Source organism: Amycolatopsis sp. NPDC114504 (assembly GCF_055633595.1).
Map to the genome: position 1 here is coordinate 417,636 of NZ_JBVKDU010000004.1, position 17,936 is coordinate 435,571.

Below are 17,936 nucleotides of genomic sequence, written 5' to 3' on the forward strand. Positions count from 1 at the left end.
GATCATAACTTGACTCATTCCAGAGAAGGCCCCTAGGGTGGCCGTCGTGATGACCGACTTCGAGGCGCAGCTGCGGGCGGTCTCGTTGCGGGTGACGCGGCCGAGGCTGGCCGTGCTCACCGCGCTGCGCGACCACCCGCACGTCGACACCGAGACGGTGATCGCACTGGTACGGGCCGAGCACCCGACGGTGTCGCACCAGACGATCTACGACGTCCTGCGGGCGCTCACCGACACCGGCCTGGTGCGGCGCATCCAGCCCGCGGGCGCGACCGCCCGGTACGAGTCCCGGGTCGGGGACAACCACCACCACGTCGTGTGCCGCACCTGTGGTGCGATCGCGGACGTCGACTGCGCCGTCGGCCACACCCCGTGCCTGACCGCCTCGGACGACCACGGCTTCGTGATCGACCAGGCGGAGGTCGTCTACTGGGGCACCTGCCCCGACTGCGCGGCCACCCGAATCCCGAAATGATCCGCCCGCCCGGAAGGAAGTAGATGAGCAACACCCAGGAGAACGCCGGCTGCCCGGTCGCGCACGACTCCGTGACCGCGCACGGCAGCGAGAGCGAGAACCCGGCGATCGACGCCCCGTCCGCGAAGACGGGCGGCCGTCCGCGCACGAACCAGGACTGGTGGCCCAACCAGCTCGACCTGACGGTGCTGCACGCCCACTCGGCGAAGAGCAACCCGCTGGGCGAGAAGTTCGCCTACGCCAAGGAGTTCGCGAAGCTCGACGTCGAGGCGCTCAAGCGGGACATCACCGAGGTGCTCACCACCTCGCAGGACTGGTGGCCGGCGGACTTCGGCCACTACGGCGGCCTGATGATCCGGCTGAGCTGGCACGCCGCGGGCACCTACCGCATCCACGACGGCCGCGGCGGCGCCGGTGACGGCGGGCAGCGCTTCGCCCCGCTGAACAGCTGGCCGGACAACGCCAACCTCGACAAGGCGCGCCGCCTGCTGTGGCCGGTCAAGCAGAAGTACGGCCAGAAGATCTCGTGGGCCGACCTGCTGGTGCTGGCCGGCAACGTCGCGCTGGAGTCGATGGGCTTCGAGACCTTCGGCTTCGGCTTCGGCCGCGTCGACACCTGGGAGCCCGAGGAGATCTTCTGGGGCCCCGAAGAGAACTGGCTGGGCGAGGACCGTTACGCGAGCGACTCCGAGATGGTGCCCGACCTCGGCGCGACCGAGATGGGCCTCATCTACGTCAACCCCGAGGGTCCCCGCGGCAGCGCGGACTTCGAGGCGGCGGCCCACTTCATCCGGGAGACCTTCGCCCGGATGGCGATGAACGACGAGGAGACCGTCGCCCTCATCGCCGGTGGCCACACGTTCGGCAAGACCCACGGCGCCGCTGTCGCCGACGACCACGTCGGCCCGGAGCCCGAGGGCGAGCGGCTGGAGTCGCAGGGCCTCGGCTGGCTGAGCACGCACGGCAGCGGCAAGGGCGCGGACGCGATCACCAGTGGCCTCGAGGTGACGTGGACGGACAAGCCGACCGAGTGGAGCAACCGCTTCTTCGAGATCCTGTTCGGCTTCGAGTGGGAGCTCACCACGAGCCCGGGCGGCGGCAAGCAGTACGTCGCCAAGGACGCGCCGGAGATCATCCCGGACGCGTACGACCCGAACAAGAAGCACAAGCCGACCATGCTCACGACGGACCTGTCGCTGCGCTTCGACCCGGTGTACGGCCCGATCTCGCGCCGTTTCCTGGAGCACCCGGACGAGTTCGCGCTGGCGTTCGCCAAGGCCTGGTACAAGCTGCTGCACCGCGACATGGGCCCGGTCAGCCGTTTCCTGGGCCCGTGGGTGGCCGAGCCGCAGCTGTGGCAGGACCCGGTGCCGGCCGTCGAGGGTGACCTCGTGGGCGACGCCGACATCGCCGCCCTCAAGGCGAAGGTGCTCGAGTCCGGCCTCACGGTCGCCCAGCTGGTCGACACGGCGTGGGCGTCGGCGTCGAGCTTCCGTTCCACCGACAAGCGCGGTGGCGCGAACGGTGCCCGCATCCGCCTCGAGCCGCAGCGGAGCTGGGAGGTCAACAAGCCCGAGCAGCTCGCGACGGTCCTGTCGGCCCTGGAGGGCATCCAGCAGGAGTTCAACGCGGCGGGCGGCGCGCAGATCTCGCTGGCCGACCTGATCGTGCTGGCGGGCTCGGCGGCGGTCGAGAAGGCAGCGCGCGACGCGGGTGTCGAGACGACGGTGCCGTTCCACCCGGGCCGCACGGACGCGACCCAGGAGCAGACGGACACGGACTCGTTCAAGGTGCTCGAGCCGCGCGCCGACGGGTTCCGCAACTACCTGCGGGCGGGCGAGAAGAGCCAGCCGGAGAAGCTCCTGGTCGACCGCGCGTACATGCTCGGGCTGTCGGCCCCGGAGATGACGGTCCTGGTCGGCGGCCTGCGCGCACTGGCGGGCACCCAGCACGGCGTCCTGACGGACAAGCCGGGCGTGCTCACGAACGACTTCTTCGCGAACCTGCTGTCCCCGGGAACGCGCTGGAAGGCATCGGAGTCCGAGGAGAACGTGTACGAGATCCTGGACGCGAGCACGGACAAGCTGAAGTGGACCGCCACGGCGGTCGACCTGGTGTTCGGAGCGAACTCCCAGCTGCGCGCGCTGTCCGAGGTGTACGCGAGCGACGACGCGAGCGAGAAGTTCGTCGCGGACTTCGTCGCGGCTTGGACGAAGGTCATGGAACTGGACCGGTTCGACCTGGTGTGATTCGGTTTTGATTCGGTGACGGGCCCGGCTGATCTTCGGATCGGCCGGGCCCGTTCTTCGTGTGGTCGTCCGGTCCGGGTCATGGGCGCAGGGCATCGACGATCAAGTCGAGCATCCGGCCGGTCCGTTCCGCGTCCGGACCGGCCGATGTGGACAGGAACGCGCCCAGCAGCAGCAAAGTGACGTCTTCCGGGTCGACGCCCGCGCGTAGCGTGCCCGCGAGTGCTCCCGCGTCGAGGATCGTGCCGATCGCCGCGGTGATGCGCCCGCGGGTCGCCGGGGTCGCGATGCGGCCGGATGCCAGGCTCGCGCGCAGGATGTCGCCCATTCCGCGCTTGGTTTCCACGAAAGCCGCGTAACGGTCCATCCACGCGCGCAGGGCGGCTTCGGGTGGGAGATCCGCGAGCAGCGCCGGGGCACTCGCCGTGACGTCGTCGAGCTCGGCCGCGTAGACGGCTTCGACGAGGGCCTCGCGGGTCGGGAAGTGGCGGTACAGCGTGCCGATGCCGACGCCGGCCTCGCGAGCGATCGCCTCCAGCGCGACCGTGCCGTCGGCGGTGGCGAAGGCGGCCCGCGCGATCGCGACGAGCTTCTCCCGGTTGCGCCGCGCGTCGGAGCGCACCGGGCGGTCGGGTTCGGGCGAAGACAAAACGGAGGCACCTCCGGTTGTGCTACTGTCGGCTTAGCGGAGGTTCCTCCGCTTCGCCATCATCGCACGAAGACGGGACTACGCATGCCTTCCACCGAAAGTGCCCCGCGGCCGGGTGGCGCCGGCGCGCTCGCCGGCCGGACCGTCGCCCGCGTCGGGTACGGGGCGATGCAGCTCGAACGCCTCCGCGACGACCGCGGCGCGGCCGTCGCGCTGCTGCGCCGGGCCTTCGACCTCGGCGTCGACCACGTCGACACCGCCCAGTTCTACGGCAACGGCTTCGTCAACGAGGTCATCCGCGAGGCCATCCGGCCCGGCGACGACGTCCTGGTCGCCAGCAAGGTCGGCGCCGACCCCGACCCCGGCGGCCCGATCCCGCTCCGCCTGGCGCAACGGCCGGAGGAGCTGCGGGCGAGCGTCGAAGCCAACCTGCGCGCGCTCGGCCTCGACCGGATCCCGCTGGTCAACCTGCGCCGCGCGGACCGGCGGCCCGGCGTGCTGGCCGAGGGCGACCAGCTGGTCGGCCTCGACGACCAGCTCGCGGTGATGACGGCCCTGCGCGACGAGGGCAAGATCGGCGCCATCGGCCTCAGCAGCGTGACCCTCGACGTCCTGCGCCGGGCGCTCCCGGCCGGCATCGCGTGCGTGCAGAACGCGTACAGCCTCGTCGGCCGCGACGACGAGGACATGCTCGCGCTCTGCGTCGCGGAGGACATCGCCTGGGTCCCGTTCTTCCCGCTCGGCGGCGCCTTCCCCGGCCTGCCGAAGGTGACCGACGAGCCGGCGGTGCGAGCGGCCGCGCGGGAGCTGGGCCGCACGCCGGCGCAGATCGGGCTGGCCTGGCTGCTGCACCACGCCCCGAACGTCCACCTCATCCCCGGCACCGCGAGCGCGGATCACCTGGACGGCAACGTCTCCGCCGGCGACGTCGTGCTCGACGGCGACACGCTGGCCGCACTGGGCGAGGTCCCGACCCGCTCGCTGGACGCCGCCCTCGGCTGATTCCGGGTCCACGGCACGACGACGCCGTGGCGGACCAGCTCGCCGTACTGCGCCGGCTCGACGGGCCGGAACACGAGGTCCAGCACCGCGTCCGCCGCCTGCGCGGGACTCGGCGCGTCGCGCACGTCCCACCACAGGGCGGACGTCGGCGTGTTCATCATCCCGGGGCAGACGGCGGCGAGCAGGATCCCGCGCGCCAGGTCGTCGTCACGGCGCTCGGCGGCGAGCGCCCGCACCGCCGCGACCTGGCCGATCTTCGACGGGATGTTGACGAAGCCCGGCCAGTCGCCGGCGCGGGCGCTGCCGTCCTCGACCGCGTCGCGCCAGGCGGCCACCTGCTCGTCCACTGCGTCCAATGAGGACGGCCGGGCGAACCGCTTGTGCAGCACGGGCGCGAGGTGGTCCAGAGTGCCGAGCGAGCTGGCCACGACGAGCAAGCGGCCGTCGTCGCGCAGCAGCGGCGCGAAGGCGCGCAGCAGCCGGGTGGTGCCGAAGTTGTTGACCTCGGCGTAGGCGCGGACGATCGCGCGCGGGTCGTCTTCCGGGCCGACGCGCATGACGGCGTTGCCGACCACGATGTCGACACCCCCGTGCCGCTCCGCCAGCCGCGCGGCGAGGCGGCCGGGCGCCGTGGGTTCGGCGACGTCGAGGACCTCACCGCGGACCTCGGCGCCGCCGGCGGGCATGGCTTCGACGGCCTGGGCGACGCGCCCGGCGTCGCGGCCGGTCAGGTAGACGGTGTCCGCGGGGGACAGCCGGGCCGCGAGCCCTTCGACCAGGGCGAGGCCCAGGCCTTGGGTGGCGCCGGTGACGAGAACGACTTTCGGGGTCATGCCTCCAAGCTAGGACCGCTCCGGCCATGCGAACAGCGAAAGAAACGCAGACCTGGTATGCGTAGATGTCATGACCTTCGCCGACGCCTCGCTGACCGCCCTACGGGTGTTCCGCGAGGTGGCCGAGCGCGGCACGCTCACGGCCGCGGCCACCGCGCTCGGCTACACCCAGTCCGCGGTCTCCCGCCAGATCGCGTCACTGGAGCGCGCGGCGGGGACGCCGTTGCTGGAACGACGCCACGACGGCGTGCGGCTCACGGCGGCCGGGCTGATCGTGGTCCGGCGCGCCGCCGACGTCATCGACCAGCTCGACGCGACCGCGCGCGAGCTCGCCGGGCTGCCGGGTGAGCAGGGCACGGTCCGGCTGGGCTGGTTCCCGACCGCGGGGGCCGTCCTGCTGCCCCGCGCGCTGGCCGCCCTGCGGCGCACGCACCCGGCGATCACCGTGCTCAGCCGGGAAGGCGGCACGCCGGCGCTGGTCCGCGCCCTGCGCGCGGGCACCCTCGACCTCGCGCTGGTGGCGTCGGCGCCGCCGTTCCGCCCGCTCGACACCGAGACCCCGGCGCTGGCCGTGCGGACCCTCACCGAGCGCAGCCTGCGCGTGGCCGTGCCGGCGAGTGATCCGCTCGCACGCCGGGAGTACGTCGACGTCGCCGACCTGCGCGGGCAGCGCTGGATCGCGGGCACGGGCGACGACCGCGTGATGGGCGTGTGGCCCGGTTTGGACGAGCGGCCCGAGATCGCCCACACCGCGCGCGACTGGCTGGCGAAGCTCCAGCTCGTCGCGGCCGGCTGCGGCATCACGACGGTGCCCGGCTCACTCGGCGCGGTGGTGCCGCCCGGGGTGCGTGTGCTGGCCGTCCGCGGTGGTCCCGGCGAGCAGCGCCGCCTCCTGCTCGCCCACCTCCCGCGGCCGCTGTCCGACGCGGCGGGCCGGGTCGCCGCGGCCCTGCGCGAAGCCGCCCTCGAATCCCCTCCGCCGCCGTCGTGAGTGAGAAACAGTGTTCTAACCCTGTTTCTCACTCACGACCGGGTGGGAAGGGCGACCACGGTCCGCGGCGTCAACCGCCCTTTCTCGGGATCCCGTGTGACCTCGCCGGCGGTGACCGCGGAACCGAGCGCCCCGATCGCGTCCTCCGGGCGGTAGATCGTCTCCAGCAGCGTGAAGTGCTGCAGCTCCGCGACCGTGCGGCTCCCCCGCCGCGCCAGTTCGGCCACCAGGGCCCGGCGCAACGGCAGCAGCTGCGGCGTCAGCGAGATGTCGACCAGGGTGCCCTCGGCGTCCCGCGGGTCGCGGTAGCGGATGCCCGCGAACTCGTCGACCGCCCACAGCTCGCTCTTGAACGTCGCGAGGTGCTTGGCGTCCGCGGTGAGGAACACCAGCAAGCGCGCCTCGCCGTCCTCGGCGACCAGCTCGACCGCGCACCCGTGCTCCACGGGGTGCTCCCCCGCCGGCGCGGTGACGAGCACCTCGTGCCCCTTGCCCCGGGCCATCGACGCGACCAGCGGCCACGCTTCCGGACCGTCCAAATGGGTCAGCACCGGCCAGGTGACCCCGAGCTCGCGCGGATCGTCGGCGACCCGCACCGACAGGCCCGCCGGTACCTCCTCGGGCGCGGCCGAGCCGACAATCACCAGCTCCAGGTGGTGGCCGTCGAGACGGTCGGAGAACTCACCGAAGACCCGCAACGCGTCGGCCGCGAAGCCGCCGCACTCGACGTACGTGCCGCCGCGCTGGGACCGCAGGGCCTTCGCCGTCCACGCGTCGAGGTACCGCACCAGCACATCCCGCTCCACGGCGGCATGCTGGTCGGGGCGCCGTACGCGCTCGGCCACGCCTCCGGTTGTACCGCAGCGAACCGTCCGGCACCAGGGCGGACGTCGTCAGCCCTCCGGGTAGAACAGGAACAGCGTGCAGCCGGTGGTGCTCGCGGGCACGTGCCACGTGCCCGCCGGCGCGTGCAGGAACGTGCCCGCCGGGTGGTCGCGGGCGCCGTCGTTGAACGTGCCCGTGACGACGTAGACCTCCTCCGGGCCGGGCTCGTGGACGTCCCGGCGCGGCCACGACGTCCCGGCGTCCATTTCCAGGACTCCCGCGTGCGCGCCGGCCGGTCCGGTCCACAGTGGACGGAACCGGATGCCGGGGAAGAGCTCACGGACGGGCGCTTCCCTTACGGTGGACCAAGTGTAGCCGTCTTGGTCGAGGATCTCGGGGTGCATGACCGCCACGGTGCCCGCGCCGGACGGGCCGGGCCAGTGTCCGGGAAGACACCTTGGGGTACTTTCTTGCCATGCATCGCGTGGTGGCCCTGGTGCGGCCGGTGCAGTCGACGTTCGAGCTGGGCTGCGCCGCCGAGGTCTTCGGCACGCCGCGGGCCGGGGTGCCGCAGCACTACGAGTTCGAGGTGTGCGCGGAGACGCCCGGCCCGGTGCCGACGACGGCCGGCTACGCGATGTCCGTCTCGCGTGGCCTGGCCGCGCTGGACTCCGCCGACACCGTGATCATCCCCGGCTGGGCACCGGTGGAGGCGCCGCTGCCGGCCCGCGTCCGCCGCGCGCTGCTGCGGGCCCACGCCCGGGGCGCGCGGCTCGTCACCATCTGCTCCGGGGTGTTCGCGCTGGCCCGGACCGGCCTGCTGGACGGCCGGTCCGCGACGACCCACTGGGGCCGCGCCGAGCAGCTGCGGCGCGAGTTCCCGCGGGTGCGCGTGGAGCCGGACGTCCTGTACGTCGACCACGGCGACGTCGCCACGAGCGCCGGGGCGGGTGCGGGGATCGACCTGTGCCTGCACCTCGTCCGGCAGGACCACGGGGCCGCGCACGCCGCACTGGTCGCGCGGCACATGGTGATGCCGCCCCACCGCGAGGGCGGCCAGGCGCAGTTCGCCCCGCCGCCCCCGCCGCCGGACGCGCTCGACGGCCTCCTCGGCTGGGCGGGCGACCGCCTCGGGACGCCGTTGCCGCTGAGCGAACTGGCCGCGCGGGCCGGTGTCTCGCCCCGCACGCTGGCCCGGCGCTTCGCCGACCAGCTCGGCACGAGCCCCGGCGCGTGGCTGCTGGCCCGCCGCGTCACGGAGGCCCGCACGCTCCTGGAGGAGACGGACCTGCCGGTGGAGGCGATCGCGACCCGGGTCGGGTGGACGTCGGCGGTCAACCTGCGACGCCGCTTCCGCGCCCAGGTCGGCACGACTCCCGGCGCCTACCGGCGGACGTTCCGGACGCCGTAGAACCGGCGGTGTCCCAGTTCCTGGGCAGCATTGCGCCCGGACGCGGCGAGCGGTCCACTCGGCCCATCGCTTTTCCCGCCGGAAGGATCACCATGTCGGTCACCGACGAGCTCCTGTCCCACAACGCCGAGTACGCCGCGACCTTCACCGGGCCGCTCCCGCTGCCGCCCGCCAAGCACGTCGCCGTGCTCGCCTGCATGGACGCGCGCATCAACGTCTACGGCGTGCTGGGCCTGCGGGAAGGCGAAGCGCACGTCATCCGCAACGCCGGCGGCGTCGTCACCGAAGACGAGATCCGTTCGCTCGCCATCAGCCAGCGGCTGCTCGGCACCGAGGAGATCATCCTCATCCACCACACCGACTGCGGCATGCTCACCTTCACCGACGACGACTTCAAGAAGTCGATCCAGGAGGACGTCGGTGTGAAGCCCGCCTGGGCCGCGGAAGCGTTCAGCGACCTCGACGAGGACGTCCGCCAGTCGATCGCGCGGATCAAGAACAGCCCGTTCATCCCGAAGAAGGACTCCGTCCGCGGCTTCGTGTTCGACGTCGCCACCGGGAAGCTGGACGAAGTCGCGTGACCGCCGGCCGAGGTGACGAGTCTCGGCAACCTGTCGCGGTGGGTCACCTTCGGCTGACCGCGGCGGCCGCGGCCAGCGCGACCGCGAACACCGCGTAGGCGACGGCCAACCCGCCGGCCGGACTCAACGCGCCGCCGATCGCGCGGCCCAGGAGCTGGCCGACGCTCTCGGCCGTGATCACCGCGGTGGCCAGCTCCGTCGCGGTGAGCCCCGGCCCCGGGGTCGAGGCCCGGACGTACAGGCCGGGATAGGCGAGCCCGACGCCGATCCCGGCCACCGTCCAGGCGGCGAGCACCACCGGGAACGGGCCACCGGCGGCCAAGACGGCCGTGCCGAGCGCGGTCAGGCTCAAGCCGGCCGCGGGAAAGCGCCATCCGGACAGGCTCGTCACGGCCCAGCCGAGCGGCGCCGCGCTGAGGACGATCGCGGCCTGGGCGAGGCTCATGCCGAACCCCGTCGTCAGCAGGACGGTGATCAGGCTGTCGGCGCCGAAGTAGCCGACCGCGAACAGCACCATCGCCGCGAGCGCGGCCGGCGTCCCGCGGCGATGGTGCGTGGTGCCGGCCGGCAGGATCGCGACCATCCCGGCCGCGGCGACGACGGCGCCGGCGACCGCGAGCGGCCACCACCCGGCGCTCAGCACGACTCCCGCCGCGCCCAGGGGTACCAGCAACGTCCGGCCGAGCGGCCGCGGGGCGTCGTCCGGGGGCCGATCGTCGCGCACGACCAATAACCGTCCAATGAGGACGAACGGCACCGGCACCAGCAGGGTCCAGCGCCACCCGACGAGGTGTTCGAGACCCAGCGTCGCGGCCGGCCCGACCAGGGCGGGCAGGATCCACATCGCCGACGACGCGGCGACCACGCGCAGACGCAGGCGCTCGTCGAGGTGCCGGATCGCGGAGCTGACGCCGAACACCGCGAGCAGGCCACTGGCGAGCCCGGTGGAAAGCTGGCCCAGGGCGAACATCCACGCGCCGTGGGCGGTGGCGGCCACGACGAGCCCGCCGACGTAGGCGAGCATCCCGGCGGCGAGGGTGCCCCGCGTGCCGAGCCGGCCCAGCACCCGGCTCGCCAGCGGAAGCGCGACGAAGAGCCCCAGGGTGGAGCCGGCGATCAGCAGCCCGAGCCGGTCCCCCGCGCCGAGGTCACGGGCGACGACCGGCAGCAGGGTGGAGGCGACGAAGCTGCTGACGGCCGCGGCGAACTCGAGCGCGACGATCCCGGCGGCGAGGAGACGCGATTCCCTCGCCGCCAGGCTCACGTGTAGAGCTCGCGGTCGTAGGCGTTGATCTGCACCGGGACGCCGTCGGGGTCGGGAACGCGCACCGAGTGTCCGAAGCCTTCGTCGATGACGGGCCCGGGCTCGTACCCGGCTTTGCGCAGGCGCTGCGCGACGTCTTCCAGGCGTTCGTCGGTCTCGAAGGCGAGTTCGCACCGGCCTTGCTCGCCCCGGCCTTGCTCGCCCTGGCCTTGCTCGCCCCGGTGGACCGCCAGCGTGCCGGCGTCGGCGGGCAGTTCGACCCACCCGCCGGGCCGCGAGACCGGGCCGAGGTGAAGGCCGAGCGTCTCGTAGAAGCGGGTCATGGCTTCGACGTCCGAGGTGTAGCGGATCGGCAGCACTCGCATCACGGGCGTTCCTCGCTCTGTCGCAGGTGGTCCTCGAGCACGCGCTCGACATAGGCCGAGAGGGACTCATCGGCGTCGACGGAGGCGTGCTTCACCCGCCGGATGAGCTCGGCCGGCAGGTAAACGCTGAACTGCCGCTTGGCGGGGTCGGGCATGCCCACATGCTAGCAAATGGGCATGCCCGCTTGCACGCATGAAGTCCGGCACTTCGCCTGCGGCAGGACACCCGGCCACCGAACCTCATCTTCGACCGGGTGGTCGCGACCGCCCTGCGTGACCGCCGCGGACCACCCTCTTCGCCGGATGACCGAAGTCCCTCAGGAGTCGGTGACCCTGGTGCACGACACGGGCTTCCCCGGGCCCGGCGCCGTCGCCTTGGCCAGCTCCTTCGCCCCGTCAAGCAACACGCGGCACGTGAGCGTCAAAGCCCCGGTCGGCGTGGCGGTGACTTCGGCCTGCTGGCCGGCCGTCACCACCACCTCCTGCTTCCACGGCACGCCCACCGAGCCCTGGACGGTCACCTCGTAGAGCCGCCCACCGCCGCCGGCATCGCGCCGACGACCGATCATCCGATAGTGCGGTGGTCTTAGCCGCCGTTGCGCTTCATCGCTCCCGCGATCAGCAGCGCCAGGCCGTTCTCCAGGGCCGGGGCCAGGTCCAGGTGCAGTGCCGCCAGCGCCGGGTCCACCTCGTACGCCGCCAGCGCGCTCGGTGACGGGCGGCAGTGCGTCCACAGCCCGCCGGTCAGGATCATCGCCAGCAGGCACACCGACGCCGCCTCCTCGCCGACCTCCGGCACGTACCGCCGGATCAGCTCGGCCATCGAGCCCAGCCCCGCCAGTGCGGACCGCTTGAAGCGCACGACGGCGTCGGTCGACACGTTGTGTTCCAGGACACCCGCCTGCGCGCCGATGAGGTCGCAGAGCACCGTGCGTCGCGCCAGTGAGTAGGCGACGACCGTCGCGAACCGCTCGCCCCGCTCCGCCGCCGGCCCGTCCGGGTCGACGCCGGCGGACAGCTCGACGGCCACTTCGTCCAGCCAGTCGCGCAGGGCGCGGTCGAGGAGCTCGAGCAGCACCGCCTCGCGGGATTCGAAGTAGCGCAACACATTCGACTTCGCGAGGCCGACCCGCCGGCTGAGCTCGTTGAGGCTCACGTCGGCCACCGGCATCTCGTCGAGCATCGCCAGCGCCGTGTCGAGGATCGTGCGGCGCCGCTCCTCCCGCTGCTCCGCGCTGCGGGCCCGCTGGAACGTCATGCCACCCAGCGTAACGCCCGTCGCGCGAAATTGAAGACCGGCAGTCTCTTGACAACAGACCGATGGTTCCTTAGCGTCGTCCTCATAACAGACCGCCGGTCCGAAAGGGCCGCCGACGGAGGGAACGCCATGGGCGAGAACTGGACCGAACGCGACGTGCCGAGCCAGCGGGGCCGCGTCGCCGTCATCACCGGGGCCAACACCGGGCTCGGGTTCGACACCGCGAAGGTGCTGGCCGAGCGCGGCGCGACGGTCGTGCTGGCCGTCCGCGACGTCGAAAAGGGCAAGCGGGCCGCCGCCCGGCTCGGCGCGAACGCCGACGTCACCGTGCAGCAGCTGGACCTGGGGTCCCTCGACTCGGTCCGGGCCGCCGCGGCCGAGCTGCACGGGACGCTGCCGAAGATCGACCTGCTGGTCAACAACGCCGGCGTGATGTACCCGCCGAAGCAGACCACCGCCGACGGCTTCGAGCTGCAGTTCGGCACGAACCACCTCGGGCACTTCGCGTTCACCGGCCTGCTGCTCGACATGCTGCTGCCGGTGGAGGGCTCCCGGGTCGTGACGGTCGCCAGCATCGCCCACCGCATCCGCGCCTCGATCCACTTCGACGACCTGCAGTGGGAGAACTCCTACGACCGCGTCGCGGCGTACGGGCAGGCCAAGCTCGCGAACCTGATGTTCGCCTACGAACTGCAGCGCCGCCTCGCCCCGCACGGCACGACGGCGTCCATCGCCGCCCACCCCGGCGTGGCCCGCACGGAGCTGATGCGCAACTCCCCGGCGATCGCCCGCGCGCTCTTCCCGCTGGTCGCGCCGCTGTTCACGCAGAGCTCGGAGCGCGGCGCCCTCCCGACCCTCCGCGCGGCGACGGACCCCGCCGCCCTCGGCGGCCAGTACTACGGCCCGTCCGGCGTAGGCGGCTACCGCGGACGCCCGGAGGTGGTGACGTCCACGCCGCAGTCCTACGACGTGGCGGTGCAGCGTCGCCTGTGGACGGTGTCGGAGGAGCTCACCGGGATCAAGTTCCCGGTCGGCTGACGCCGCGAGAGCTAGAGCCAGTCGTGCTCGCGCGCGTAGCGGGCCGCTTCGTGGCGGGTGCGGGTCTGGGTCTTCTGCATCGCGTTGGACAGGTAGTTGCGCACCGTTCCCTCCGCCAGGTGCAGCTGCCCCGCGATGTCGGCCACCGAAAAGCCTTCCCGCGTCGCGCGCAGGACGTCGAGCTCGCGGTCGGTCAGCGGGCAGTCGTCGACGACCGCGAGCGCCGAGACGTCCGGGTCGATCCAGCGCTTGCCCGCGTGCAGCGTCCGGATCACCTCCGTGATGTGCGCGGGTTCGGCCGACTTGCTGACGAAGCCCTGCACGCCCAGCTTCAGCGCCTTCCGGAGCACCCCGGGCCGGGCGTGGCGGGTCAGCATCAGGATCACCTGCCCGGGCCGCGCCTGCCGGATCCGCGCGACCGCCCCGAGTCCGTCCACCCCCGGCATCTCGAGGTCGATGACGAGCACGTCCGGGCGGTGCCGCAGCGTGGCGGCCACCGCCTCCTCGCCGTCTTCGGCCTCGGCGAGCACGGTGATCTCGCCCTCCAAGGGCAACAACGCCGCGAGCGCCTTGCGCAACAGGGCTTCGTCGTCGGCGAGCACCACGGTGGTCATCGGCCGTCCTCCGGGGTCTTCACAAGATAAGCCGCCGTCAGGAAGCGGCCGTCCGTCCGCGACACTTCCAGCTCGCCACCGGTCTCCGTCAGGCGGTGCCGCAACGTCGAGAGCCCGCTCAGCTCGAGCGGGCCGTCCTCGGCCGCGCCGTCGTTGACGATGGCGATCCCGCGCCGGGAAAGGGTGATCCGCACCTGCCGCGCGTCGGCGTGCCGCAGGATGTTGGTCGTCGTCTCGCGCAGGACCTGGCCGAGCAGCTCACCCGCGCGAGCGTCCACTTCGGACTCGCGCTCGACGCGCACGTGGATGCCCGCCGCCTCGAAGAGGTTCTTCGCGTTCTCCAGCTCGGCGGAGAGGTTGAGCCGCCGCTGCGCGTAAGCGAGCTCTTTGGTTTGCACGATCGTGTCGCCGACCAGGCGGCGCACCTCCCCCAGCTCCGCGCGTGCCCGGTCGACGTCGCTGTCCAGCAGCTTCTCGGCGAGCGCGACCTTCAGCTTCACCACGTGCAGCGTGTGGCCCTGGATGTCGTGCAGGTCGCCGGCGAAGCGCACGCGCTCCCGGGTCACGGCCAGCTCCGCCTCCCGCTCCCGCGACTGCTCCAGCTCCGCGATCAGGTCGAAGAACCGCTGGCTGACGAACATGAACGCGGTCGAGACCAGCACCGCCACCGCGGGAACGGCGACGAACTGCACCAGCCGGGAGCCGACGCGGTCGTCGTGCGTCAGCAGGTTCGCCGCGCCCAGGACGGCGACCAGCGCGCCGAGCCCGAAGAGGGCCGCGAGCCGGTGGCGCCGCAGCGGCGGGATGAGGAACGACCCCACGAGCGACAGGCCGTAGAACGCGGCGGTGTCGTCGGTCAGCGCCCCGGCCAGCCAGACGACGGCGGTCACGACCAGGCTGGGCCGCGCGACGCGGAGGTAGTCGCCCGCGGTCCAGCGCTCGGCGGTCGCCAGCGCCGCGATCAGCCCCACGACCTGGATGACGACGTGCCACCAGGTCCGCGCGGTGAACACCAGCAGCAGCACGCCGACGAGCGCGAGCGGCGGGATCGTCGTCATCAGGTTGAGCCGGCGCAGCCGGTCCTGGACCGCCCCGCCGGTCCACAACGTCCTGCGCGCGATCGTGGGCACCTCCATGATCCGAGCCTAACGGGCGCGGCGGGCACCACCAGTGACACTGCGTCATGTGTGCGGGTGACGTCAGCACACTGCCGGCCGGCGGCGCGGACCGCTGGAATCGGAGCATGTCCACGACACCCGTCATCGACGTCGATCGCCTGAACCTCACCTACGGCGCTTTCGCCGCCGTCAAAGACCTTTCGTTCCAGGTGGAACGCGGGGAGCTGTACGCGCTGCTCGGCACCAACGGCGCCGGGAAGACCTCGACGCTGGAAACGGTCGAAGGCCACCGCACGCCGTCGTCGGGCGCCGTCCGGGTCTTCGGGAAGGACCCCCGCGACCGCGCCGCGGTCCGGCCGCGGATGGGAATCATGTTGCAGGAGAGCGGGTTCTCCCCGGACCTGACCGTGCGGGAGACCGTCCGGCTGATCGGGGGGCTCACCGAGCGGGCCGACGACGTCGGGCGCGTGCTCGGCATGGTCGACCTCACCCGCAAGGCCACCACGACGGTCGGCCAGCTCTCCGGCGGCGAGAAGCGGCGGCTGGACTTCGCCACCGCCGTCTACGGGACCCCCGAGCTGGTCTTCCTGGACGAGCCCACCACCGGTCTGGACATCCAGTCCCGCGACGCGCTCTGGGACGCGGTGGACCGGCTGCGCGAGGACGGCTCGACCGTCGTCCTGACCACGCACTACCTCGAAGAAGCCCAGCAGCGCGCCGACCGCATCGGGCTCATGCACCAGGGCACCTTCCACCGGGAGGGCACCGTCGCCGAGCTGACGCGGACCCTGCCGGCGACCATCCGCTTCGGGCTCCCGCCGCACACGCCGTCGCCGCCGCTGCTCGCCACGCGCGGGGCGGACGGGAAGTTCCTCGTCGAGACCTTCGGCCTGCAGAAGGACCTGCACACGCTGCTGGGCTGGGCGCAGGACAACGCCGTGGAGCTGCAGGACCTCCAAGCCGGGCCGACGCGGCTCGACGACGTCTTCCGCGCCATCGAAAACTCTTGAGAAAGGAATCCCATGCTCACGATCGCTCGTGGCGAGCTGATCCAGATCTTCCGCAACCGCCTCGTCCTGGTCACCGCCCTGGTGCTGCCGGCCGCGCTCAGCGCGTTCTTCATCGCCAAGCACGACCTTTTCACCGAGATCGGCAGCCTCGGCTACATCGCCACGCTGGCGCTGTTCTTCGTGGCCGGCATCGGGCTCTACACCACGACGGTGACCACCCTGGCGTCCCGCCGTCAGAACCTGTTCCTCAAGCGCCTGCGCTCCACCGCGGCGGGCGACGCCGGCATCCTCGGCGGGCTGCTGCTGCCGATCACCGTGCTCTCGGTGCTCCAGATCGCCGTCATCCTGGGGGCGCTGGCCGTGGTCGCCGGCACGCCGGCCGACCCGCTGCTGCTGGTCGCGGCCGTGGTGTCGGTCGTGGCCATGATGCTCGCGCTCGGACTGGCCACGGCGGGCCTGACGAACTCGCCCGAACACGCGCAGGTCACCACGCTGCCGGTCAGCCTCGGCGTGATCGCCGTGTCCGGCTGGGTCGGCGTCACCGGCACCGGCGACCTCACGCTGCTCAAGCGGCTGCTGCCCGGCGGCTCGGCGACCGAGCTGGTGCTGAACGCCTGGAACGGCGGCAAGCCGCTCAGCGACTCGCTGGTCCTCTTCGGACCCACCCTGGCCTGGGTCGTCATCGCGGTCGCGCTGGCCGCGCGGCTCTTCCGCTGGGAACCGCGCCGCTGACCGGCGGCCGGAACGACAAGAGGGGAAATCCGATGCGCAAGACTTTGCTGGCCGCGGCCGTGGCCGTCCTGGGTTCGACCGTGGTGGTCCCGGCGGCCTCCGCCGCGCCGGGCGGGCTCGACTGGGGTGCGTGCCCGGCCGGGGCGTTCCCGACGCCGGACCTGCAGTGCACGACGATGAAGGTCCCGCTGGACTACCGGAACCCGGACGGCCGGAAGATCGACGTCGCGGTGTCGCGGCTGCCGAGCAAGAACCCGGAGAAGCGGCGGGGCGTGCTGCTGACCAACCCGGGCGGGCCCGGCGGCGAAGGCCTGGACTACCCGCAGCTGCTGAAGCTGGTGAAACTCCCGCAGAGCGTGCTCGACGAGTACGACATCATCGGCTTCGACCCGCGCGGCGTCGCGCACAGCACCCCGGTGACCTGCGACCTGACGCCCGAGCAGATGGCCGTCGGCAACCTGCCGTACGCGAAGGGCCCGGGCGACGTCGTGAAGCAGGCGGAGCTCGCGAAGACGGAAGCGAAGCAGTGCGCGTCCGCCGCGACCGGGCCGCTGTTGCCGTACATCACGACGGCGAACACCGCGCGGGACATGGACCGCATCCGCGCCGCGCTCGGTGAGTCCACTGTGTCCTATCTGGGCGCGTCCTACGGCACGTACCTGGGCGCGGTGTACACGACGATGTTCCCCGAGCGCAGCGACCGGTTCGTGCTGGACAGCAACCTCGGGCCGGGCGGCTACGACATCGACGCGATGCGCGGCTTCGGCCGCGGGATGGAGGACCGCTTCCCGGACTTCGCGAAGTTCGCCGCGGCGCACCCGGAGTACGGGCTCGGCGGCACGCCCGCGCGGGTGACCGCCAAGTTCCACGAGCTGGCCGCGCGGCTGGACCGGACCCCGGTCGAAGGCATCACCGGGTCGGTCTTCCGCGGCTTGACGTTCGAAGGGCTCTACAGCACGGACCTGACACCGCTGGCGAAGAACTGGCAGGCCCTGGACCGGGGTCAGGCCCCGAAGCTGCCGGAAACGGCGGCGGAGGTGGCCGAAAACCTCTTCTCGGCGCGGTTCGCCGTGCTCTGCGGGGACACGGCCTGGCCGCGGTCGGTGGCGAGCTACCAGCTGGACGTGGCGGTCGACCGGGTCCGGTACCCGCTGCTCGGCGCGGCCTCGGCGAACATCGCGGCGTGCGCGTTCTGGCCGTCGGCGCCGGCGGAGCCGAAGGTGCGGATCACCGGGCGGGGCCCGGCGAACGTGCTGATGATCCAGAACGAGCGTGACCCGGGGACGCCGCTGGCCGGTGCCCGCGAACTGCGCGCGGCGTTCGGCGACCGCGCCCGGATGGTGACCGTCGACCAGGGCGGGCACGGCGCCTACCTGTTCGCACCGAACCAGTGCGGCACCAGCACGGTGACGGAGTTCCTGGTCACCGGTTCGCGGCCGGCGCACGACAAGTTCTGCGCCGCCGAGAACCGCTGACTCTCCCCGGAGCCGCGTCGCGAGCACTCGGCTCGTGGCGCGGCTC

General features: G+C 72.5%; 21 protein-coding genes. 10 read left to right on the forward strand and 11 right to left on the reverse strand.

The window, feature by feature from the left end; all coding sequences use genetic code 11:
• The first annotated feature begins 49 nt into the window (after positions 1-49).
• Together ACZ7PG_RS31740 and katG are read left to right on the forward strand one after the other, a co-directional pair.
• A complete protein-coding gene (locus ACZ7PG_RS31740; RefSeq protein WP_470242807.1) occupies positions 50-475 on the forward strand; it encodes a Fur family transcriptional regulator in 426 nt (141 codons plus the stop codon).
• 23 nt (positions 476-498) lie between these two features.
• On the forward strand, positions 499-2,724 hold the full coding sequence (gene katG, locus ACZ7PG_RS31745) for a catalase/peroxidase HPI (RefSeq protein ID WP_470242808.1): 2,226 nt from the start codon (positions 499-501) through the stop codon (positions 2,722-2,724).
• 79 nt (positions 2,725-2,803) lie between these two features.
• Here katG and ACZ7PG_RS31750 read toward each other — a convergent pair whose 3' ends face one another.
• Positions 2,804-3,373: a TetR/AcrR family transcriptional regulator gene (locus ACZ7PG_RS31750; protein ID WP_470242809.1), complete on the reverse strand. Its 570-nt coding sequence runs from the start codon at positions 3,371-3,373 to the stop codon at positions 2,804-2,806.
• An 84-nt stretch (positions 3,374-3,457) separates the two neighbouring features.
• Between ACZ7PG_RS31750 and ACZ7PG_RS31755 the strand changes: the two genes are divergently transcribed.
• A complete protein-coding gene (locus ACZ7PG_RS31755) occupies positions 3,458-4,375 on the forward strand; it encodes an aldo/keto reductase (RefSeq protein WP_470242810.1) in 918 nt (305 codons plus the stop codon).
• Here ACZ7PG_RS31755 and ACZ7PG_RS31760 read toward each other — a convergent pair.
• Positions 4,270-5,208, reverse strand: a complete 939-nt coding sequence (locus ACZ7PG_RS31760; RefSeq protein ID WP_470242811.1) for an SDR family NAD(P)-dependent oxidoreductase — start codon at positions 5,206-5,208, stop codon at positions 4,270-4,272. The two genes, ACZ7PG_RS31755 and ACZ7PG_RS31760, sit on opposite strands and share 106 nt — an antisense overlap.
• A 70-nt stretch (positions 5,209-5,278) precedes the next feature.
• Between ACZ7PG_RS31760 and ACZ7PG_RS31765 the strand changes: the two genes are divergently transcribed.
• The gene (locus ACZ7PG_RS31765) at positions 5,279-6,199 is read left to right on the forward strand and encodes a LysR family transcriptional regulator (RefSeq protein ID WP_470242812.1); all 921 of its coding nucleotides are present in this window, start codon (positions 5,279-5,281) and stop codon (positions 6,197-6,199) included.
• 32 nt (positions 6,200-6,231) lie between these two features.
• On the opposite strand, the gene ACZ7PG_RS31770 is transcribed toward ACZ7PG_RS31765, so the two are convergent.
• Positions 6,232-7,005, reverse strand: a complete 774-nt coding sequence (locus ACZ7PG_RS31770; protein WP_470242813.1) for a hypothetical protein — start codon at positions 7,003-7,005, stop codon at positions 6,232-6,234.
• An 87-nt stretch (positions 7,006-7,092) separates the two neighbouring features.
• Positions 7,093-7,428 carry a cupin domain-containing protein gene (locus ACZ7PG_RS31775; RefSeq protein ID WP_470242814.1) on the reverse strand — a complete coding sequence of 112 codons (336 nt, stop codon included), beginning with the start codon at positions 7,426-7,428 and terminating at the stop codon, positions 7,093-7,095.
• A gap of 71 nt (positions 7,429-7,499) precedes the next feature.
• Between ACZ7PG_RS31775 and ACZ7PG_RS31780 the strand changes: the two genes are divergently transcribed.
• Both ACZ7PG_RS31780 and ACZ7PG_RS31785 read left to right on the forward strand, forming a co-directional pair.
• A complete protein-coding gene (locus ACZ7PG_RS31780; RefSeq protein ID WP_470242815.1) occupies positions 7,500-8,435 on the forward strand; it encodes a GlxA family transcriptional regulator in 936 nt (311 codons plus the stop codon).
• Positions 8,436-8,527: 92 nt separating this feature from the next.
• A complete protein-coding gene (locus ACZ7PG_RS31785) occupies positions 8,528-9,016 on the forward strand; it encodes a beta-class carbonic anhydrase (RefSeq protein ID WP_470242816.1) in 489 nt (162 codons plus the stop codon).
• A gap of 43 nt (positions 9,017-9,059) precedes the next feature.
• On the opposite strand, the gene ACZ7PG_RS31790 is transcribed toward ACZ7PG_RS31785, so the two are convergent.
• From ACZ7PG_RS31790 to ACZ7PG_RS31810, 5 genes are all read right to left on the reverse strand, one after another.
• Positions 9,060-10,280, reverse strand: a complete 1,221-nt coding sequence (locus ACZ7PG_RS31790) for an MFS transporter (protein ID WP_470242817.1) — start codon at positions 10,278-10,280, stop codon at positions 9,060-9,062.
• On the reverse strand, positions 10,277-10,645 hold the full coding sequence (locus ACZ7PG_RS31795) for a VOC family protein (RefSeq protein WP_470242818.1): 369 nt from the start codon (positions 10,643-10,645) through the stop codon (positions 10,277-10,279). Before ACZ7PG_RS31795 ends, ACZ7PG_RS31790 begins: the two co-directional genes overlap by 4 nt.
• On the reverse strand, positions 10,645-10,800 hold the full coding sequence (locus ACZ7PG_RS31800) for a CopG family transcriptional regulator (RefSeq protein WP_470242819.1): 156 nt from the start codon (positions 10,798-10,800) through the stop codon (positions 10,645-10,647). The genes ACZ7PG_RS31795 and ACZ7PG_RS31800 overlap by 1 nt, the downstream gene beginning before the upstream one ends.
• Before the next feature lie 162 nt (positions 10,801-10,962).
• Positions 10,963-11,214, reverse strand: a complete 252-nt coding sequence (locus ACZ7PG_RS31805) for a hypothetical protein (protein WP_470242820.1) — start codon at positions 11,212-11,214, stop codon at positions 10,963-10,965.
• Positions 11,215-11,231: 17 nt separating this feature from the next.
• Positions 11,232-11,903, reverse strand: coding sequence for a TetR/AcrR family transcriptional regulator (locus ACZ7PG_RS31810; protein ID WP_470242821.1), 672 nt, complete (start codon positions 11,901-11,903; stop codon positions 11,232-11,234).
• 129 nt (positions 11,904-12,032) lie between these two features.
• Between ACZ7PG_RS31810 and ACZ7PG_RS31815 the strand changes: the two genes are divergently transcribed.
• Positions 12,033-12,941 (forward strand): SDR family NAD(P)-dependent oxidoreductase, encoded by a 909-nt coding sequence (locus ACZ7PG_RS31815; protein ID WP_470242822.1) that lies wholly within the window; start codon positions 12,033-12,035, stop codon positions 12,939-12,941.
• Between the two features lie 11 nt (positions 12,942-12,952).
• Here ACZ7PG_RS31815 and ACZ7PG_RS31820 read toward each other — a convergent pair whose 3' ends face one another.
• Both ACZ7PG_RS31820 and ACZ7PG_RS31825 read right to left on the reverse strand, forming a co-directional pair.
• The gene (locus tag ACZ7PG_RS31820; protein ID WP_470242823.1) at positions 12,953-13,555 is read right to left on the reverse strand and encodes a response regulator; all 603 of its coding nucleotides are present in this window, start codon (positions 13,553-13,555) and stop codon (positions 12,953-12,955) included.
• Entirely contained in the window at positions 13,552-14,691 is a 1,140-nt protein-coding gene (locus ACZ7PG_RS31825) for a sensor histidine kinase (protein ID WP_470242824.1), read from the reverse strand. Before ACZ7PG_RS31825 ends, ACZ7PG_RS31820 begins: the two co-directional genes overlap by 4 nt.
• A gap of 107 nt (positions 14,692-14,798) precedes the next feature.
• On the opposite strand from ACZ7PG_RS31825, the gene ACZ7PG_RS31830 reads away from it, so the two are divergent.
• From ACZ7PG_RS31830 to ACZ7PG_RS31840, 3 genes are read left to right on the forward strand one after another with little or no spacing between them, the layout of a single operon-like run.
• Entirely contained in the window at positions 14,799-15,683 is an 885-nt protein-coding gene (locus ACZ7PG_RS31830) for an ABC transporter ATP-binding protein (protein WP_470242825.1), read from the forward strand.
• 12 nt (positions 15,684-15,695) lie between these two features.
• Positions 15,696-16,415: an ABC transporter permease gene (locus ACZ7PG_RS31835; RefSeq protein ID WP_470242826.1), complete on the forward strand. Its 720-nt coding sequence runs from the start codon at positions 15,696-15,698 to the stop codon at positions 16,413-16,415.
• 32 nt (positions 16,416-16,447) lie between these two features.
• Positions 16,448-17,890 carry an alpha/beta hydrolase gene (locus ACZ7PG_RS31840; RefSeq protein WP_470242827.1) on the forward strand — a complete coding sequence of 481 codons (1,443 nt, stop codon included), beginning with the start codon at positions 16,448-16,450 and terminating at the stop codon, positions 17,888-17,890.
• The last annotated feature ends 46 nt before the right edge of the window (positions 17,891-17,936 follow it).

Excerpts from the sequence above, each read along its gene's own strand:
- ACZ7PG_RS31825 (WP_470242824.1), bottom strand. The coding sequence starts at position 14,691 with ATGGAGGTGCCCACGATCGCGCGCAGGACGTTGTGGACCGGCGGGGCG.
- ACZ7PG_RS31830 (WP_470242825.1), top strand. The coding sequence starts at position 14,799 with ATGTCCACGACACCCGTCATCGACGTCGATCGCCTGAACCTCACCTAC.
- ACZ7PG_RS31805 (WP_470242820.1), bottom strand. The coding sequence starts at position 11,214 with ATGATCGGTCGTCGGCGCGATGCCGGCGGCGGTGGGCGGCTCTACGAG.
- ACZ7PG_RS31815 (WP_470242822.1), top strand. The coding sequence starts at position 12,033 with ATGGGCGAGAACTGGACCGAACGCGACGTGCCGAGCCAGCGGGGCCGC.
- ACZ7PG_RS31785 (WP_470242816.1), top strand. The coding sequence starts at position 8,528 with ATGTCGGTCACCGACGAGCTCCTGTCCCACAACGCCGAGTACGCCGCG.
- ACZ7PG_RS31755 (WP_470242810.1), top strand. The coding sequence starts at position 3,458 with ATGCCTTCCACCGAAAGTGCCCCGCGGCCGGGTGGCGCCGGCGCGCTC.
- ACZ7PG_RS31780 (WP_470242815.1), top strand. The coding sequence starts at position 7,500 with ATGCATCGCGTGGTGGCCCTGGTGCGGCCGGTGCAGTCGACGTTCGAG.
- ACZ7PG_RS31795 (WP_470242818.1), bottom strand. The coding sequence starts at position 10,645 with ATGCGAGTGCTGCCGATCCGCTACACCTCGGACGTCGAAGCCATGACC.
- ACZ7PG_RS31765 (WP_470242812.1), top strand. The coding sequence starts at position 5,279 with ATGACCTTCGCCGACGCCTCGCTGACCGCCCTACGGGTGTTCCGCGAG.
- ACZ7PG_RS31800 (WP_470242819.1), bottom strand. The coding sequence starts at position 10,800 with ATGCCCGACCCCGCCAAGCGGCAGTTCAGCGTTTACCTGCCGGCCGAG.
- ACZ7PG_RS31775 (WP_470242814.1), bottom strand. The coding sequence starts at position 7,428 with ATGCACCCCGAGATCCTCGACCAAGACGGCTACACTTGGTCCACCGTA.
- ACZ7PG_RS31760 (WP_470242811.1), bottom strand. The coding sequence starts at position 5,208 with ATGACCCCGAAAGTCGTTCTCGTCACCGGCGCCACCCAAGGCCTGGGC.
- katG (WP_470242808.1), top strand. The coding sequence starts at position 499 with ATGAGCAACACCCAGGAGAACGCCGGCTGCCCGGTCGCGCACGACTCC.
- ACZ7PG_RS31840 (WP_470242827.1), top strand. The coding sequence starts at position 16,448 with ATGCGCAAGACTTTGCTGGCCGCGGCCGTGGCCGTCCTGGGTTCGACC.
- ACZ7PG_RS31810 (WP_470242821.1), bottom strand. The coding sequence starts at position 11,903 with ATGACGTTCCAGCGGGCCCGCAGCGCGGAGCAGCGGGAGGAGCGGCGC.
- ACZ7PG_RS31820 (WP_470242823.1), bottom strand. The coding sequence starts at position 13,555 with ATGACCACCGTGGTGCTCGCCGACGACGAAGCCCTGTTGCGCAAGGCG.
- ACZ7PG_RS31740 (WP_470242807.1), top strand. The coding sequence starts at position 50 with ATGACCGACTTCGAGGCGCAGCTGCGGGCGGTCTCGTTGCGGGTGACG.
- ACZ7PG_RS31835 (WP_470242826.1), top strand. The coding sequence starts at position 15,696 with ATGCTCACGATCGCTCGTGGCGAGCTGATCCAGATCTTCCGCAACCGC.